This is a genomic window from Oryzobacter telluris (assembly GCF_043099285.1).
Taxonomy (GTDB): Bacteria; Actinomycetota; Actinomycetes; order Actinomycetales; family Dermatophilaceae; genus Oryzobacter; species Oryzobacter telluris.
On record NZ_CP170723.1, the window covers coordinates 3,752,534 to 3,768,369 of the forward strand.

Sequence of the window (15,836 nt, forward strand, 5' to 3'; positions counted from 1 at the left end):
TCGGTCGGAGGGTGTGGCGCGGTGCCGGATGACGCCATCGGGCCATTGCCCACGCCGTCACCCGCGGAGGAGCGTGGGGTCGGCGCCGCGTCGCGCGCCGCCTCCCACCGACGAAGGAGCCCGCCATGCGACGGACCGTGGTCGCCGTCCTCTCGACCCTCCTGGCCCTCGGCGCCGCCGTCGCGGCGCCCGGCAGCGCGGCCGCCGCGGCCGGGCCGTTCACCGGGACCTGGACCTCGACCGACCTCGACGGGAGCAACCAGTGGGTGTCGATCCGCGGCTCGGGGTCGGGCGCCTACAGCGTCTTCCTCTACGACGACTCCGCGACCAACGCCTGTGGCGGTGACCCCGCCCGGTTCGTCGGGGCCGGCCGGGCCGACGGGGCGTTCCTCGACGTCCCCGGCACGCTGACCTGCCTCCCCGGGGGGAACGTCATCCGGCACCGCATCGGGTTCGGGTTCGAGCTGGTCGACGACACGCTCGTGGACGTCAGCGGCGTGGTGTGGAGCCGCGCGTAGCAGCGTCCGCCAACTCGGCCGCGGGGTCGTCGACGAGCAGGACGCAGTAGCCCGGCAGCTTCTGGGCGTCACCGATGACGGCGAACGAGCGCGGGAGCCGGGCCAGGACGGTGGGGTTCTCTCCACGCCGGGCACTGCCGATCCGGTCGCGCTTCCAGTCCTCGTCGGGGGTGGGGATCGCCATGTCCGGCATCGAACCACGGCGCCGCACCCAACGCCCGCCGGCGGGGTGCCGGCTCAGTACCCGGCGTCGTCGAGGGCGCGCTGCGTGAGCTCGCGGCCCAGGGCGATCATCTCGGCGGCCCGGTGGAAGTCCATCGTGCGGCAGGCGTCGGACGGCACGCTGACGAGGACGTCCGGCGGGTTGCTCGCCATCCGGTAGCGGGTGATGAGCGCGGCCATGGTGTCGAAGGAGCGGTTGAAGACCTCGCTCGAGGTCAGGTCCTTCGGGGCCGGGAGGTAGTCCAGGCCGCGGTCGGCACCGGCGCGCTCGGGCGAGCCCGTCGACTCGGTGACCGGCTCGACCTCGTGGGCCACGTCATCGGCGTGCGGCTCGGTGGGGTGGCCCTCGGCGCCCGTGTGCCCGATGAGGGCGCCGACCCGCGAGGTGAGGGAGCGCACCGACTCGGTGAGGGCCGAGACCGACCGCACCGGAGAGGCCGGCTGGATGTCGACGCCGCGCGTGTGCCCCGCCTGCAGGCTCACGGCGATGGTCAGGTCGGAGGAGGTCGCGGTCGTCGGCTCGATCGGCACCGGGTTCATCAGCCCGCCGTCGACGAGGAGCCGGCCGCCGACGACCACCGGCGTGACGATGCTCGGGATGGCCACCGAGGCGCGGATGGCGGTGGCGACCGGCCCACGCTGGAACCACACCTCGCGGCGGTTGTTGAGGTCGGTGGCGACGGCGGTGAACGGCACGGCGCAGTCCTCGATGAGGGCGCCGCCGAGGATGTCGGCGACCTTGGCGAAGACGCGCTCGGCCCGGATCGCCCCTCCCCCACCGAGGTTCATGTCGAGCAGCCGCCACACGTCGTACTGGGTCAGGCCGGTGGCCCACTCGGTGTACTCCTCGAGCCGGCCCGCGGCGGTGACCCCGCCGACGAGGGCGCCCATCGAGGTCCCGGCGATGGTCACGATCTCGTGGCCGCGCTCGAGGATGACCTGCACGGCACCGATGTGCGCGTACCCGCGAGCCCCTCCGGCCCCGAGCACGAGGGCGACGCGACGTCCCATGGGCGCAGGGTAGCCCCGGCGCCCGTGCGGTGAGCCGTAGCATCGGGGAGGAGGGGTGAGAGGACGACGCGATGGCGCCACGACCGGACCGGCTCGATCCGGCGCTGCTCCCGCCCGGCCCCCGCTGGCCGAGGCTCGTGCAGAGCGTGGGCCTGCTCCGCTTCCGCCACCGTTTCGTCCCGTGGCTGCACCGCCGCTACGGCGACGTCTTCACGGTCCGGATCCTGCCGTCGCCGCGGGCCACGGTGCTCTTCACCCGGCCCGACGCCATCCGCGACATCTTCGCCGGCGACCCCGAGGTCTTCCACGCCGGCGAGGCCAACTCCATCCTCGGCCCGGTCATGGGGCCGCACTCCCTGCTCCTCGTCGACGGCGCCGAGCACAAGCGGGCCCGACGGCTGCTGATGCCGGCGTTCTCCGGGAGGCCGATGCGTGGGTACGAGGGGCTGGTCACCGACGTCGCCCGCGCCGAGGTCGCCGGGTGGCACCCGGGCGTGGAGTTCCGCTCTCTCGACCGGATGAACGCGCTGACCCTCGAGGTCATCCTGCGGGTCGTCTTCGGGGTGACCGACGAGGCGCGGCTCGAGCGCCTGCGGCCCCTGGTGAACGCGACCGTCGACGTCAACCCGGCCGTCCTCCTCGGGGCCGCGTTCCCACCCCTGCGCCGCGTGGGGATGTGGCGGCGCGCGGCGGAGACCATCCGCGAGCTGGACGCCGTCATCCACACCGAGATCCGCGAGCGCCGCGCTTCGCCCGACCTCGCGACGCGCCCCGACGTGCTCTCCCAGCTCATCCGGGTCGACGACGGCGGCGACCGCCTCTCCGACGCCGAGCTGCGCGACCAGCTGGTCACCCTCCTCCTCGCCGGGCACGAGACCACGGCGACCGCCCTGGCCTGGGCGCTGCACGAGGTGGGGCGGTCGGTGGAGCAGCGCGAGCGGGCGCGGGCCGCGGCGGCCGCGGGTGACGACGCGTGGCTGGAGGCCGTGCTCAAGGAGTCGATGCGGCTGCACCCGGTCATCCCCATGGTCGTGCGGACGCTCAAGGCGCCGGCGACCGTCGGCGGGGTGGCGCTGCCGGCCGGGGCGACGGTGGCGGCGTCGATCCTCGTGGCGCACGCGCGTCCGGAGAGCCACCCGGAGCCCGAGGTGTTCCGGCCCGAGCGGTTCCTCGGCGCGAGCCCGCCGCCGAACTCCTGGCTGCCCTTCGGTGGCGGGGTGCGGCGCTGCATCGGGGCCGGCTTCTCGCTGATGGAGGGGGTCGCCGTGCTCCGCGAGGTGTTCACGGCGTTCGACGTCGAGGCCGTGGGTGACGACGAGCCGCGGGTCCGCAACATCACGAGCGTGCCGCGGCGGGGGTCGCGCGTGGTGGTCTCCCGGCTGCCGCGTGCGCTCGCCCTCCAGGTCGCAGAACACGCCGACGCCGCGGAGTAGATGTCGGCGTGTCCTGCGACTGATGATGGCGACGGGCTTCGCGCGTTCGTGGAGGCGCCGTTGTCGGAGGTCGGTGGCAGGGTCGGGCCATGGAAGCGCTGAAGTACTCCGACGTCCTCGCGGCCGGTCTCCCCGACTGGCGCGTCCTCGCCCAGGCCATCCACGCCCGCTACCGCGTCGCGGACACCCGGGCCGGGGCGGCGTTCGCCCTGGCCGCCGCCGACGCGGCCGGTGAGCGTGCCGACCACCTCGAGCTCACGGTCGGGCCCACCGCCGTCGACCTGCGCTGTGCCACGCGCTTCGAGAAGGGCCTGTGGATCACCGCCGACGACCTCGAGGTCGCCCGCGCCGTCAGCGCGGTGGCCCGCGAGCACGGGCTCGAGGCCGAACCGCACCTCGTCGTGCAGCTCGAGCTCGGCCTCGACACCTGGTCGGTCCCCGCGCAGTCGCGGTTCTGGGCCGCCCTCCTCACCGGTGACCCCGACCACCACCACGCCGAGGGCGACGTCGTCGACCTCCTGCCGGGGTTGCCGCAGGTGTGGTTCCAGCGCACCGACGCCCACGAGACGCCGCGGCAGCGGTGGCACCTCGACCTCTGGCTCGACCCCGAGGTCGCGCCCGGCCGCATCGAGGCGGCCGTGGCGGCGGGGGGCACGGTCGTGGATGCCGACGAGGCACCGTCCTTCGTCGTCGTGGCCGACCCCGAGGGCAACAGGGTCTGTGTCTGCACGGCCCTCGACCGCGAGGGAGCCCCGGCGACGCCCCCGGCCTGACGACACCCTCCCGCGCTCCGCCGCGACCGGATCGTGACCCGCCGCCACCGCGGAACGGCCCGTGGCGTGCGTGCGCGGCCAGTAGCGTTCGTGGTGCAGGAGTGACGAGAGAGGTGTGCCATGAGGACGTCCGTCCGCGCCGCGGTGATCGCCGTGGGGCTGCTCGCCCTGGCCGGCTGCGGCGACCCCGAGCCCACCGGCTCCACCTCGACCACCCCGTCGGCGTCCGAGACCTCGGCGTCGCCGACCCCGTCCGAGTCCCCCTCGCCCTCGAGCAGTCCCAGCGCGACGGGTCGCCCCTACGCGCTCGACGAGGTCGCCTCGGCCTCCTTCCCCGAGGGCGGCGGCCCGCCGGGGACCCGCGGCGCCGTGCGCGTCGGCACCCACGAGAGGTACGACCGGGTCGTCTGGGAGTTCGACGGACCCGGGCCCCTCTCCTTCCGGGTGCGCCCCGTCGACGAGCCGATCGGTGACGGCAGCGGCGACCCCGTGGAGGTCGCGGGTGACGCCTACCTCGAGGTGCTCGTCACCGGGCTGGAGATCCCCGCCTCCCTCGACGACTGCCCCGGCGACGCCTCGGCCGCCTCGCTGAAGAACACCGTCGTCGCCCAGGCGAACTCGTTCTGCGGTGGCTTCGAGGGCGTGGGCCAGGTGTTCGTCGGCCTGGACCGGGAGCGTCCCTTCCGGGTCACGACCCTGACCAACCCGACGCGCCTCGTCGTCGACGTCTCCACCGACTGAGGCCGACCACCTCGGGCTGGGCTCAGCGCGCCCCGGTCAGCGCGGGACGTCGAGGTCGCGGTGCCACGACTGGGTCCGGTAGTCCGTGACCCAGCCCATCGCGAGGTAGAGGCCGTCGGCGCCGGTCGGTGAGTCGGCATCGACCTCGAGGCCCACCCGGTTGCGCCCGCGCTGGGCGGCGTCGGCGATCACGGTGTGCAGCAACGCCTTCGCCACCCCGCGGCCGCGGGCGCGCCGGTGCACGCCGATGTAGTCCACGTAGCTGCCCTCGGCGCCGGAGGCGTCGGCGCGCAGCACGGACGAGACGAGCGCCCCGCCCGGGAGCGCCACACCATCGGACTCCACGGTCGCGAGCCACCAGTGGTCCCACCGGTGGCCGGGATCCTCGCGCAGCCGCATGACGAACTCGGGGAAGCTCTCGCGATAGCTGCTGAAGTGGTCCTGGAAGGACTCCTCGAGCACACGGTGCACGTCCTGCAGGTCCTGCGCCACGGGGAGGCCGTCGTCGTGGCGGTCCACCGGTCGCACCACGACGCCCTCGCGCGCGGCCGGGAGCGACTGCGCCTCGGCGGGGTCGACGGGCCGCGTCATCTGCCACCAGGTGCGCACGTGCTCGTAGCCGGCGGCGGCGAGCCAGCCCTGCTGGCGGGGGTCGTCGGCGTACGCGCCCGAGTCGAGGAGGGTGCCCCGGAGCCGCCGCATCCGGGCGATGTCGACCGCGTGCCGCTCGCCCGCCCCGAACAGGGCGCCCGCGACCTCCGCCGCCGGGTCAGTCTCGAGGCCGGGGTCGACGGTGACCTCGAGGACGGTGCGCCCGGCCGCGCGGTCGTGGACGCTGAGCCAGGCGACGAGCCGGTCGTCACGGTCGTGGACGAGCACCTGCCGCCGGGTCCACGAGCCGATGCCGGCGAGGAGCCGCTGCACCGCGTCCTCGTCGCGGGTGCCGCTGCCCTTGGCCGCGCGCTGGTGGGCGGCGAGCAGCTCGGCGACCGGTCCGGCGTCATCGGCCCCGGGCGGCCTCGCGCTGAACGGCTCCGGGAGCCCGTCGATCGTCACGTCGCTCTCGGTCACCGGGACACTCTCCCACCCGCGGGACCGCCCTAGACTCCGAGCCCGACGGGTTCGAGGACGAGCCTGGTCGGCGACCGACGGAGGACCGATGGCGAACGACGACGACCAGCCCTCGCAGGAGACGCTGACCCGGAACTGGGACGAGCTCCTGCAGGAGATCCGGGTGACGCAGACCGGCGTCCAGATCCTCACCGGCTTCCTGCTCACGGTGCCGTTCTCGCAGCGCTTCGGCGACCTCACCGCGTTCCAGAAGGACGTCTACCTCGCCGTGCTCACGGGGGCCGTGCTCACCACCGGGCTCGTCGTCGCCCCGGTCGCGTTCCACCGGGCGCTGTTCCGCAAGCGGCGACGCGAGCTCCTGGTGACGTCCGGCAACCGGTTCGCCGTCGCCGGCCTCCTGACCCTCGCCGTGACCCTGTCCGGCGTCGTCCTCCTCGTCGTCGACGTCGTCATCGGCACGACGGCCGGGTGGGTCGCGGGCGGCGTCCTGCTGGCCGTGCTCACCCTCCTGTGGGCCGTGCTGCCCAAGGTCGCCGACCGCGTGGCCGAGACGCCTCGCAACCCCCCGCCCGAGGCCGACCGGGAGCCCGACGCCTGAGGCCCCGGCCCGCCCGACGGGTCAGCGGCGGACGCGGTGGTGCACGTGCACGACCGACCCGACGACCTCCGTCGTGAGCAGCTCGAGGTCGAGGCGCACGTCATCGGGGAGCGCGCGCAGGCCGCCCCCGACGACGACCGGGTGGAGGAAGAGGTGCACCTCGTCGACGAGCCCGGCGCGGAACGCCTCGGCCGCCAGGGTCGGCCCGCCGACGCTGACGTCGAGGGTGCTGTCGGCCAGGAGCGCCTCGACGGCGACCGGGTCGAAGGTCGACACGAGCCGGGTGCGGGCGGTGTCGACGTCCTCGAGCGTCGTGGAGTGCACGACCTTCTCGGCCGCCCGCCAGATCCGGGCGTACTCGCCCTCCGGGCCGGGGACGTCGCCGGGCATCGTCTCCCAGACCTTCATCACCTCGTAGTCGCGCCGACCGCAGAGGTAGGTGCCGACCTCGCGCTCGAGGTCGTTGACGACCTGGTGCAGCTCGTCCGAGGGTGCGGCCCAGGCGAACCCGCCCTCGGCGTCGGCGACGTACCCGTCGAGGGAGCAGATCGCCGTGTAGCGGAGTCTGGCCATCCGGGCATCGTGCCACCTGCGCGCCCCGCGTCCCAGCCCCCACGGGCGGGGTCTTGTGGCCCGACGGGCTCACCTCCACACTGTGCCGATGGGGTTGCAGGTCAGGCGTTCCCGGTGAGGCGCGCACGCGCCTGGCTGTTCGGCGTCCTGACCGCCCCGCGGCGGGCACTGCGCCACATCCCGGTGATCCGGCGCGTCGGCTTCCACGCGCAACGGCTCAGCGAGGGCCTGGACCTCCACTTCTTCCGCACCCTCGTCATCTCGCTCACCGGCATCGTCGTCGTCGCCACGGTGGCGGTGACGGCGCTCGAGCCCGAGAAGCGCTCGCTCAGCGGGCTCGTCGACTCGGCCTACTGGGCCGTGACGACCGTCATCGGGTCGGGCGACGCCAGCTACGTCACGAGCGGCGGCGGCTACATCATCGGGTGGCTGCTCGCCTTCTTCGGTGTCGCGATCGTCGCGGCACTCACGGCCGCGATCGTCGGCTTCGTCATCGAGTTCCTGCTCAAGGAAGGTCAGGGGATGGGTGCTTCGGGGTACCGCGACCACATCGTCGTCTGCGGCTGGAACGGGACGGCCCGCGAGCTCATCGAGGAGCTGAAGAGCGACGAGTTCGACGCCAAGGTCGTCGTCCTCCACGACACCGAACGCAGCCCGGCCGGACCGGGCTGCTACTTCGTGCGGGGCGACGCGACGAGCGCGGACGACCTCGAGCGCGCCGGCGTCCCCGAGGCCGCGGCGGCGATCATCTGCCCGTCGGACTCGAGCAACGAGGCCGACATGCGCTCGATCCTCACCGTGCTCGCGATCGAGACGATGGCGCCGCAGGTGCGCACCGTCGTGGAGGTCAACAACCCCAAGCACGTCGAGCACGTGCGCCGGGCCAAGGCCGACGAGATCCTCGTGACCTCGCGGCTGGCCTCGCGGCTGCTCGCGCGCACCGCCCTGTACCCGGGCATCGCGGCGCTCGTCACCGACATCGTCTCCGGTGGCGAGGGCTCAGAGCTGTACCGGGTGCGCCTGCCCGACGACTACGTCGACCTCACCCTCGACGACCTCGCCACGCGCCTGCGCGGCGAGCACAACGCCACGCTGCTCGCCGTCGCCCGCGGTGACCACACGCTGGTCAACCCGCCCACCGACTTCCGGCTGGCGCGCGGTGACACGGCCGTCGTCGTCGCCGAGACCCTCGGCGACCTCCACCCGATGCGGCCCGACGAGGCGCTCGACCTCGACGGCTGACACTCGGCCGCGGCGTGCGGCCGTCGTCTGTCGCTCGTCGCCCGTCGCCCGTCGCTCAGTGCGCGCCGAGGCGACGGGCCGCGAGGACGGTGAGCGCACGCGCCACCTCGACGACCTCGTGCAGCGGCACCGACTCGCGCGGGGCGTGGGCGAGGCGGACGTCGCCGGGGCCGTACTGGAGCGCGGGGATGCCGCCGACCCCGGTGTAGAGGCGCAGGTCCGAGCCGTAGGGTGCGGCGCCCTCGGCCGGTCGGGTGCCGGTGACCGCCTCGACGGCGCCGACGACCTCCTCGAACAGGCCGTGGCCGTCGGGCAGCCGTCCGGAGGCGAACTGGCCCCCCGGCCAGGTGACCACGGGCGGGTGGTCGCGCAGCCACGGGTCGCGCGCGCCGGCCTGCGCCACCGCCTCCTCGAGGGCGCGGCGGGCGTCGGCCGGGTCCTCACCGAGCCGCACGCCCATCCGGCCCTCGGCGACGAGGAGGTCGGGCACCGAGCTGGCCCAGTCCCCGGAGCGCACCGTGCCGACCGAGATGCCGTACGGCAGAGGGGTGTCGGCGAAGAGCGGGTCGGCGTCGCGGTTGCGGCGGGCCTCGAGGTCGCGCAGCGCCACGTGCACGGGGAAGAACGCGTCGATGGCCGAGACGCCCTCGAGGCGGGTGCTGCCGTGGGCGGCCCGGCCGGGGACCTCGAGGCGGAAGGTCAGGGCGCCGGCGTTCGCCGTGACGACCCGACGGCTCGTCGGCTCGGTGATGACGGCCACCTCGCCGCCGTGCCCGCGGCGCAGGGTCGCGAAGGCGCCGAGCCCGCCGTCCTCCTCGCTGACGACGCTGTGCACGGCCAGCCGGCGCTCGAGGCGGACCCCCGACCGGTGCACCGCACGGGCGACGGCCAGGTTCACGGCCACGCCGGCCTTCATGTCGCACGCGCCGCGACCGTGCAGCACCCCACCCTCGATGCGCGCTGAGAACGGCTCTCCCCCAGCCCATTTCGCGAGGTCTCCGGTGGGCACGACGTCGACGTGACCCTGGAGGACGAGGCCCGGGATCCCCTCACCGGGGGTCGTGCCAACCAGCCCGTGGCCCTCGAGCCGGGGCGCCTCGGTGCCGGGGAAGGCGGGGTCGGCGCGCAGCTCGTCGAGGTCGAGGGACCAGAGGTCGACCTCGAGGCCCGCCTCCTCGCACCAGCGCGCCATCGTGTGCTGGAGGTCGGCCTCGGCGTCGGTCCCGGTGACGCTCGGCACCCGCACGAGGTCGACGAGGGTGGCCACGAGGGCGTCCTCGTCGAGGGCGTCGAGGACGCGCTGCTCCGCGGAGGTCAGGTCGCTCACGGGGTCAGGGTATGCCGGTACCGTCGCGGCCATGGTTCGACTCCGGGGGCGGCGCGACGAGGGTGCGCCACGGCCATCGAGGCGGTCGCGACCCGGTCGTCGCACCCGCCGGGTCGTCCTCGCCCTGGGCGTGGTGGGACTGGTGGTCGGGCTGGGGCCGTGGGGGTGGACCCGCGTGGCGTCCTCCGGCCACGTGCACCGCGCCGCCGACGCCCCGAGCGCCCCGGTCGTCCTCGTCCTCGGTGCGGGGCTCACCCCCGACGGCACGCCGAGCCCGTACCTCGCGGGCCGGCTCGACGTCGCCGCGACCCTGGTCGGGAGCGGCAAGGCCGAGGTCGTCCTCGTCTCCGGCGACAACCGGTTCACCACCTACGACGAGCCCACGGCCATGCAGGACTACCTCGTCGCCAGGGGGATCCCCGCGGCGAAGGTCATGCGCGACTTCGCCGGCCGCGACACCTACGACTCGTGCGTGCGCGCCCGCGAGGTGTTCGGCGTCGACCGCGTCCTCGTCGTCTCGCAGGGGTACCACCTGCCCCGGGCTGTCGCCATCTGCCGGGCGGTCGGGCTCGACGCCGAAGGGGTGGGTGACTGGACCGGCGAGCGGTACCGGGACGTCTGGCTCCGCGGGGAGGTGCGCGAGGTGCCGGCCGCCGTGAAGGCCGTCGTCGACGTCGTCTCCCGGCGCGACCCCGTCCTCGGGCCGCCCGAACCCGCCGTGCGCGACGCCCTCGCCCTCGGGTGAGCGCGCTCGGGTGTCGAACCCCGCGGAATGTCACCGGCCGCGACGGGGTTGGCCGCTGACATGACCTCACCCGACGCCGCCCCCATCACGCGCGCCTCGGTGGGGCTGCGCAGCGAGCGCGGGCCGGTCCTCCTCGCGGTCATGCTCAGCACCGGGCTCGTCGCCATCGACGCGACGATCCTCGCGGCCGCGGTCCCCGCGGTGGTCGACGACCTCGGCGGCCTCACCCAGTTCCCGTGGCTGTTCTCCGTGTACCTGCTCGCGCAGGCGGTGTCGATGCCGATCTACGGCAAGCTCTCCGACCTCATGGGCCGCAAGACCGTGATGCTCGTGGGCGTCGGGCTGTTCGTCGTGGGGTCGCTGCTGTGCGGGGTCGCGTGGTCGATGGGCAGCCTCATCGCGTTCCGGGCCCTGCAGGGGCTCGGCGCCGGGGCCGTGCAGCCGGTGGGCATGACGATCCTCGGCGACATCTACTCGGTGGCCGAGCGCGCCAAGGTGCAGGGCTACGTCGCCTCGGTGTGGGCGGCCTCCTCGCTCGTCGGCCCGACCCTCGGCGGCATCTTCGCCGACTACCTCTCGTGGCGCTGGATCTTCCTCGTCAACCTCCCGCTCGGCCTCGTCGCCGGCTGGATGCTGTGGAGCAGGTTCACCGAGCACCGCACCGCCCGCGACCCGTCGGCCCGGCGGCCACGGATCGACTACCTCGGCACGGTGCTGCTGACCGTGGCGACGGTGGCCCTGCTCGTGGCGCTGCTCGAGGGCGGGGTCGTCTGGGCGTGGTCGTCGCCGGTGAGCGTCCTGCTGCTCGTCGGCTCCGTGGTGCTCACGGTCGCGTTCGTGGCCGTGGAGCGGCGGGCGGCCGAGCCGGTGCTGCCGCTGTGGGTGTTCCGGCACCGGGTGGTGGGGGCGGCGATGGCGCTCTCGCTCGTCGTCGGCGTGCTGCTCCTCGGGCTCAGCTCGTACGTGCCGCTGTTCTCGCAGGGCGTCCTCGGCACCGGCGCGATCGTCGCCGGGTTCGCCCTGGCCGCGATGACGATCGGCTGGCCGGTGGCCGCGACCTCCGCAGGGCGCATCTACCTGCGCTTCGGGTTCCGCGCCACGGTGCTGCTCGGCGCGGTGGTGTCGGTCATCGGCGCCGCGCTCCTGCTCACGGTCGACGGGTCGTCCTCACCGCTGCACCTCGCCGTGCCGAACTTCGTCATGGGCCTGGGGTTCGGCTGGGTGGCGAGCCCGTCGATCGTCGCGGCGCAGGCGTCGGTCGGGTGGCAGCAGCGCGGGGTCGCGACGTCGGCCACCCTGTTCGCCCGCTCCATCGGCAGCGCGGTGGGGGTCGCGGTCTTCGGGGCCGTCGCGAACTCGGTCGTCCGCGGGCGGTTGGGCCACGAGCCCGAGAGCCTCGAGTCGCTGCCGCCGGGCGTCCTCGAGCCGGCGATCGAGGCCGTCTTCCTCCTGTCGTTCGCGGTCGCGGTCACGCTGCTGCTCGCCGCCTGGCTGATGCCGAAGCGGGTCGAGGAGGTCGTGGAGGACGCGGCGCCGGTCCGCGAGGACGTGGCCGGGTAGTCAGGTCGTGCGGTCTCCGGCGCTCGCGACGCCGAGCCACGTGTGCGGGTTGCGGTCCCAGCACCAGCCGAGCTTGGGCGCCCGCTCGGAGATCCACATCGCCGGCACCCGCCGGTCGCCGCGCCGTGAGCCGGAGAGCATGAAGCACCGGCTCTTCTCGAGGAGCTCGGGGACGTGCGTGACGACGGCGATGCCCTCCTCGATGGTCAGCGGCGTGCGGCCGCGCCCGAGGATGACGGGCAGCGCCTCCTCCGGCCGGACGTCGAGGAACTCCTCGCCGCGGTCGACGTCGAGCAGCAGGTAGGCGTCCGGCGCGGGGAGGCGGACCTCCTCGATGGGGCGGTACGGCGCGAGGCCCTGCTCGCCGTGGTTGCGGTCGAGGATGCCGGGCCTGGTGCCCTCGGGGGCGAGGCGCAGGAGCGGGACGGTGCGCTCGGGGTCGACGAGGTCGCGGGTGACGACGAGGACGAGCGGGGTGCGCCCGGGTGAGAGCTCGGTGGGGAGGTCGGGCAGCCGGGTGGCGGCGTCGCGTGCGGCGGAGAGTCGGTCGGTGAACGCCTGCTCGGTGAGGCCGGCGAGGGCCGGGTAGCCGAGGGCGAGGAGGGTCTCGACCTGCTGGTCGACGACGGTGCTGGCGGCGACGGTGGCGGTGGCTGCGGTGATGGTGACCTCCGGGTCTCGCTCGTGGCGGCCGGGGACCCGGCGCGCCCACCGGCACGCGGCCGGCCCGTCATCAACGCGCGCCGGCCGTCCTCCGGTTCCCGCGCCCCCTCCATCGACGGTTCGAGGTGTTCGCCCGGCACCACACGCCGGCGCAGTACCTCGACCGGGCGCCCCTCGAGTCAGCCTCGGACGACGTGGGTCTCGCGGGCGCGCAGCCAGGGGATGGCCGCGAGGAGGGTGATGGCGCCGGTGACGCCGAACGCCAGGGAGTACGACCCGATGTCGACGAGCAGCCCGGCGACGATCGGCCCGATGATCGCACCGGTGTCGGCCGACATCTGGAACGCGGCGAGCGCGGGGCCGCCGTTGCGCTCGCGGCCGACGACGTCGGCGAGGGAGGCCTGCTGGGCCGGGTTCAGCGCACCCGAGCCCAGGCCCGCCACGACCGACAGCACGACCAGGGTCGGCAGGTTCTGGGAGAAGCCGGTGACCGCCGTCGCGAGACCGCTGACGACGAGCCCCGACACGATGAACGGCTTGCGGCCGATGCGGTCCGACAGCCGCCCGGCCACGGTGAGCCCGACGCCGTTGCCGGCCGCGAACACCGCGAGCGCCATGCCCGCGACCCACGGCTGCTTGCCGATGACGACGGCGGCGAACAGCGGGAGGATCGCGTTGCGGACCCCGAAGTTCGCCCACCCGTTCGCGAAGCCCGACCCGACGGCGGCGCGGTAGGCGCTGTCGCCCCAGCCCTCGCGGAAGGTCAGCGCGGGGCGGGCCGCGGCCTCCTCGTCGGGCCGCAGCGACGCTCCGCGGAGGAAGATGGCGACCACCGAGGCGGCGACGAGCAGGGCGATCGCGTAGACGATGAACGGCACGCGCAGCCCGAGGTTGCCGAGCACGCCACCGACGACCGGGCCGCCGATGCCGCCGATGAGGAAGGCCGACGCGTACGCCGACGACACCCGCGCCCGGATGGACGGCGGCGCGAGGCGGATCATCAGCGCGACCGCCGAGACGGTGAACATCACCGACCCGATGCCGCCCAGCCCGCGGAAGACCAGCAGCTGCCAGTAGGAGTGCGCGAAGGCCGTGGCGCCGGTGGAGATGGCGACGATCACGAGCCCCGCGAGATAGACCGGCCGCTCCCCCAGCCGCGCGATGAGGCGCCCCCCACCGGGCGCGAAGACGAGGCGGAAGAACGCGAACGCCGACACGACGACCGAGCTCGCGGTGGCCCCGACGCCGAAGCTCTGCGCGAACTGCGGCAGCACCGGCGTGATGAGCCCGAAGCCCAGGGCGATGACGAACGCCGAGGCGATGAGGACCCAGATCTCTTGGGGGATGCGCACCTTCTCGACGGGGGGCGACGAGGGAGCGGACACGATCAGCCAGTATGCCTCCCGCCACCGACACCGGATACGACGGCTGCCCGCGGGGCTGCGGGGGTGAAGGTCAGCGGACCTGGGGTCCGGGGAACGGCGGCAGCTGCTCGCGGAAGTCCTGCCGCCAGGCCCGGCGGCGGGAGTACCAGCGGACCAGGGCAACTACCGCCCCGAGCACGAGCAGGCGCCACCCCCAGGTCCAGCCGCGCTCCTGCCAGACGGAGATCCCGCCAGCGACCGGGGTCCCGCGCACCTCGTCGCCGGCGAAGACCGTGCAGGAGGCGTCGAACCGGGACGAGAGCTCGGGCAGCGGTCCGGCGGGCGGGAGGGTGATGGCCTGGAGGTCGCCGTCGGCGGCGACCGGCCTCTCGTCCCGCCAGCCCACGCGGCAGCCCCATCCGGCCCAGCCGTAGGAGTCGGGCTCGGCCGATGCGTCATCGACAGCGGACGCATCGAGGGGGAGTTGCCGGCCGGTGCGGGCATCGAACTCCATCGCGCTCGTCCCGACGTACTGCAGACCGGCCCGGTCGGTCTGAGGAGCCGTCACGACGATGCGGGTGCGGTCGGGCGAGACCGAGACCCTGCGGACCCCCACGTCCATCCCGCTGTCGGCCGCCCAGGTCAGGTCCGGTTCGCCGACCACCCACTGGGAGTCGCCGACGCGCCACGTCCTCGCCTCGAGCCGGTAGCCGCTCTCATCCGTCATGTCGACGAAGGCCAGCAGGGTGTCGGGGTCGAGCCAACCGGCGATGACCACAGGGATGCCACCCGCGACCAGCGGGGCGGAGGTGACCGAGCCGTCGGTTCCCAGGACGTACCCGACCGAGGTCGGCTGCCCCTGGTCCGCCGCCTGCACGAAGGCGCGGCGCGAGTCCGGCGACCACCAGGGCGCCCGGTCGACCACGACCCGTTCGGTGTCCAGGCGGGCGCGCACGTCGCCGCTCGGGACCCGGTCGCCCCCCACGAGGTCGTACAGGTCCCCGCCACGACCCAGCCAGCGACCATCGGGCGACAGGGTCAGGCCCTCGGTCCCCGGCAGCGCCTGGGGGAGGTCGAGGCGCGTGACCACTCCCGTGGGCGAGACGGCGTGGAGGTCGACGACGTCGCCGGACTCCATGACGACGGCCGCGGTGACGCCCGGCGTCAGCGTCGAGGAGGCGAAGGGCGGTTTGGCGACCGTCGCGGGGAACGACGTCAGCCGCGACGACCCGTCGGCGGGGACGGAGGCGCGCGGAGCGCCCGACGGCCAGGCGAGGAGGGCGACCATCACCGCGACGCACGCGGCGGCGAGGACGGGAACGGCTCGGGCGGTGCGACGCCGGCGGAGCCCCCCGGCCCACAGGTCGGTGGCGTCGGGGGCTGTGGCCGCGTCCTCGGCCCCGTCGACGAGGCCGCGCAGGGCGGTGCCGAGCTGGTCGGTGCTCATCGGGTGGCCTCCTGGCGGCCGAAGGTGGCGGCGAGCTCGGGCGCGAGGGTGCGCAGCCGCTCGAGGGCGTGCCGGGTCTGCGACTTCACGGTGTTCACCGAGCACCCGAGGAGGCGCGCGGCCTCCACCTCGGTGCGGTCGTCGTAGAACCGCAGGACGAGGACGGCGCGCTGCCGTGGGGTGAGCCGGGCGAGGGCGGCGGCGAGGGTGATGCGGTCGTCGGCGGCGCGGGTGCCGTCGTCGTGACCGGGGCGGGCGTCGTCGTCGGGGCGGTCGTCGTGGCCGGGGTGACCGGCGGGGTCGGGCTGGTGCCGCCGCCAGCGCCAGGCGTCGACCGAGCGGGTGTAGAGGATGCGGCGCACGTAGGCGTCGGCCGTGGCGGGGTCGACCCGGCGCCAGTGCTGCGCCGCCCGCACGAGCGTCTCCTGGACGAGGTCCTCGGCGGCGTGCCGGTCGCCGGTGAGCAGCACGGCCGTGCGCAGCAGCGGTGCCCACCGCTCGCGCACGTAGGCGTCGAACGCCTCCCGGTCCGCCACGCCTCCCCCTTC

17 protein-coding genes are annotated in these 15,836 nt (G+C 74.6%); 8 read left to right on the plus strand and 9 right to left on the minus strand.

The window, feature by feature from the left end; all coding sequences use genetic code 11:
* Positions 1-125 precede the first annotated feature (125 nt).
* Entirely contained in the window at positions 126-518 is a 393-nt protein-coding gene (locus ACFLFB_RS17550; RefSeq protein WP_392543452.1) for a hypothetical protein, read from the plus strand.
* On the opposite strand, the gene ACFLFB_RS17555 is transcribed toward ACFLFB_RS17550, so the two are convergent.
* Positions 490-702, minus strand: coding sequence for a hypothetical protein (locus ACFLFB_RS17555; RefSeq protein WP_392543453.1), 213 nt, complete (start codon positions 700-702; stop codon positions 490-492). The two genes, ACFLFB_RS17550 and ACFLFB_RS17555, sit on opposite strands and share 29 nt — an antisense overlap.
* A 53-nt stretch (positions 703-755) precedes the next feature.
* Positions 756-1,751 carry a patatin-like phospholipase family protein gene (locus ACFLFB_RS17560; RefSeq protein WP_392543454.1) on the minus strand — a complete coding sequence of 332 codons (996 nt, stop codon included), beginning with the start codon at positions 1,749-1,751 and terminating at the stop codon, positions 756-758.
* Positions 1,752-1,822: 71 nt separating this feature from the next.
* On the opposite strand from ACFLFB_RS17560, the gene ACFLFB_RS17565 reads away from it, so the two are divergent.
* From ACFLFB_RS17565 to ACFLFB_RS17575, 3 genes are all read left to right on the plus strand, one after another.
* The gene (locus tag ACFLFB_RS17565) at positions 1,823-3,184 is read left to right on the plus strand and encodes a cytochrome P450 (RefSeq protein ID WP_392543455.1); all 1,362 of its coding nucleotides are present in this window, start codon (positions 1,823-1,825) and stop codon (positions 3,182-3,184) included.
* 89 nt (positions 3,185-3,273) lie between these two features.
* Positions 3,274-3,957 carry a VOC family protein gene (locus tag ACFLFB_RS17570; protein ID WP_392543456.1) on the plus strand — a complete coding sequence of 228 codons (684 nt, stop codon included), beginning with the start codon at positions 3,274-3,276 and terminating at the stop codon, positions 3,955-3,957.
* Positions 3,958-4,077: 120 nt separating this feature from the next.
* Complete coding sequence (locus ACFLFB_RS17575) at positions 4,078-4,698, plus strand: hypothetical protein (RefSeq protein WP_392543457.1); 621 nt, start codon at positions 4,078-4,080, stop codon at positions 4,696-4,698.
* A 36-nt stretch (positions 4,699-4,734) separates the two neighbouring features.
* Here the strand turns inward: ACFLFB_RS17575 and ACFLFB_RS17580 are convergent, their stop codons facing one another.
* Positions 4,735-5,769, minus strand: coding sequence for a GNAT family N-acetyltransferase (locus ACFLFB_RS17580; RefSeq protein ID WP_392543458.1), 1,035 nt, complete (start codon positions 5,767-5,769; stop codon positions 4,735-4,737).
* Positions 5,770-5,857: 88 nt separating this feature from the next.
* Here ACFLFB_RS17580 and ACFLFB_RS17585 point away from each other — a divergent pair, with 88 nt between their 5' ends.
* Positions 5,858-6,367 carry a DUF6328 family protein gene (locus tag ACFLFB_RS17585; protein ID WP_392543459.1) on the plus strand — a complete coding sequence of 170 codons (510 nt, stop codon included), beginning with the start codon at positions 5,858-5,860 and terminating at the stop codon, positions 6,365-6,367.
* Between the two features lie 21 nt (positions 6,368-6,388).
* On the opposite strand, the gene ACFLFB_RS17590 is transcribed toward ACFLFB_RS17585, so the two are convergent.
* Positions 6,389-6,940, minus strand: a complete 552-nt coding sequence (locus tag ACFLFB_RS17590; RefSeq protein WP_392543460.1) for a dihydrofolate reductase family protein — start codon at positions 6,938-6,940, stop codon at positions 6,389-6,391.
* A gap of 114 nt (positions 6,941-7,054) precedes the next feature.
* Here ACFLFB_RS17590 and ACFLFB_RS17595 point away from each other — a divergent pair, with 114 nt between their 5' ends.
* Complete coding sequence (locus ACFLFB_RS17595) at positions 7,055-8,182, plus strand: potassium channel family protein (protein ID WP_392543461.1); 1,128 nt, start codon at positions 7,055-7,057, stop codon at positions 8,180-8,182.
* A gap of 55 nt (positions 8,183-8,237) precedes the next feature.
* Here the strand turns inward: ACFLFB_RS17595 and ACFLFB_RS17600 are convergent, their stop codons facing one another.
* Positions 8,238-9,509 (minus strand): ArgE/DapE family deacylase, encoded by a 1,272-nt coding sequence (locus ACFLFB_RS17600; protein WP_392543462.1) that lies wholly within the window; start codon positions 9,507-9,509, stop codon positions 8,238-8,240.
* A gap of 31 nt (positions 9,510-9,540) precedes the next feature.
* On the opposite strand from ACFLFB_RS17600, the gene ACFLFB_RS17605 reads away from it, so the two are divergent.
* Positions 9,541-10,254, plus strand: coding sequence for a vancomycin high temperature exclusion protein (locus ACFLFB_RS17605; protein ID WP_392543463.1), 714 nt, complete (start codon positions 9,541-9,543; stop codon positions 10,252-10,254).
* A gap of 60 nt (positions 10,255-10,314) precedes the next feature.
* Positions 10,315-11,814: an MDR family MFS transporter gene (locus ACFLFB_RS17610; protein ID WP_392543464.1), complete on the plus strand. Its 1,500-nt coding sequence runs from the start codon at positions 10,315-10,317 to the stop codon at positions 11,812-11,814.
* Here ACFLFB_RS17610 and ACFLFB_RS17615 read toward each other — a convergent pair whose 3' ends face one another.
* From ACFLFB_RS17615 to ACFLFB_RS17630, 4 genes are all read right to left on the minus strand, one after another.
* A complete protein-coding gene (locus tag ACFLFB_RS17615) occupies positions 11,815-12,696 on the minus strand; it encodes a DUF5701 family protein (protein WP_392545446.1) in 882 nt (293 codons plus the stop codon).
* Positions 12,657-13,862, minus strand: coding sequence for an MFS transporter (locus tag ACFLFB_RS17620; protein ID WP_392543465.1), 1,206 nt, complete (start codon positions 13,860-13,862; stop codon positions 12,657-12,659). The genes ACFLFB_RS17615 and ACFLFB_RS17620 overlap by 40 nt, the downstream gene beginning before the upstream one ends.
* Before the next feature lie 70 nt (positions 13,863-13,932).
* On the minus strand, positions 13,933-15,288 hold the full coding sequence (locus ACFLFB_RS17625) for a hypothetical protein (protein ID WP_392543466.1): 1,356 nt from the start codon (positions 15,286-15,288) through the stop codon (positions 13,933-13,935).
* Positions 15,285-15,824, minus strand: a complete 540-nt coding sequence (locus ACFLFB_RS17630) for a SigE family RNA polymerase sigma factor (RefSeq protein ID WP_392543467.1) — start codon at positions 15,822-15,824, stop codon at positions 15,285-15,287. The genes ACFLFB_RS17625 and ACFLFB_RS17630 overlap by 4 nt, the downstream gene beginning before the upstream one ends.
* Positions 15,825-15,836 lie beyond the last annotated feature (12 nt).

What these genes read in the sequence shown, in the direction of transcription:
- ACFLFB_RS17550 (WP_392543452.1), top strand. Translation starts at nt 126, where the DNA reads ATGCGACGGACCGTGGTCGCCGTCCTCTCGACCCTCCTGGCCCTCGGC.
- ACFLFB_RS17555 (WP_392543453.1), bottom strand. Translation starts at nt 702, where the DNA reads ATGGCGATCCCCACCCCCGACGAGGACTGGAAGCGCGACCGGATCGGC.
- ACFLFB_RS17560 (WP_392543454.1), bottom strand. Translation starts at nt 1,751, where the DNA reads ATGGGACGTCGCGTCGCCCTCGTGCTCGGGGCCGGAGGGGCTCGCGGG.
- ACFLFB_RS17565 (WP_392543455.1), top strand. Translation starts at nt 1,823, where the DNA reads ATGGCGCCACGACCGGACCGGCTCGATCCGGCGCTGCTCCCGCCCGGC.
- ACFLFB_RS17570 (WP_392543456.1), top strand. Translation starts at nt 3,274, where the DNA reads ATGGAAGCGCTGAAGTACTCCGACGTCCTCGCGGCCGGTCTCCCCGAC.
- ACFLFB_RS17575 (WP_392543457.1), top strand. Translation starts at nt 4,078, where the DNA reads ATGAGGACGTCCGTCCGCGCCGCGGTGATCGCCGTGGGGCTGCTCGCC.
- ACFLFB_RS17585 (WP_392543459.1), top strand. Translation starts at nt 5,858, where the DNA reads ATGGCGAACGACGACGACCAGCCCTCGCAGGAGACGCTGACCCGGAAC.
- ACFLFB_RS17590 (WP_392543460.1), bottom strand. Translation starts at nt 6,940, where the DNA reads ATGGCCAGACTCCGCTACACGGCGATCTGCTCCCTCGACGGGTACGTC.
- ACFLFB_RS17605 (WP_392543463.1), top strand. Translation starts at nt 9,541, where the DNA reads ATGGTTCGACTCCGGGGGCGGCGCGACGAGGGTGCGCCACGGCCATCG.
- ACFLFB_RS17610 (WP_392543464.1), top strand. Translation starts at nt 10,315, where the DNA reads ATGACCTCACCCGACGCCGCCCCCATCACGCGCGCCTCGGTGGGGCTG.
- ACFLFB_RS17625 (WP_392543466.1), bottom strand. Translation starts at nt 15,288, where the DNA reads ATGAGCACCGACCAGCTCGGCACCGCCCTGCGCGGCCTCGTCGACGGG.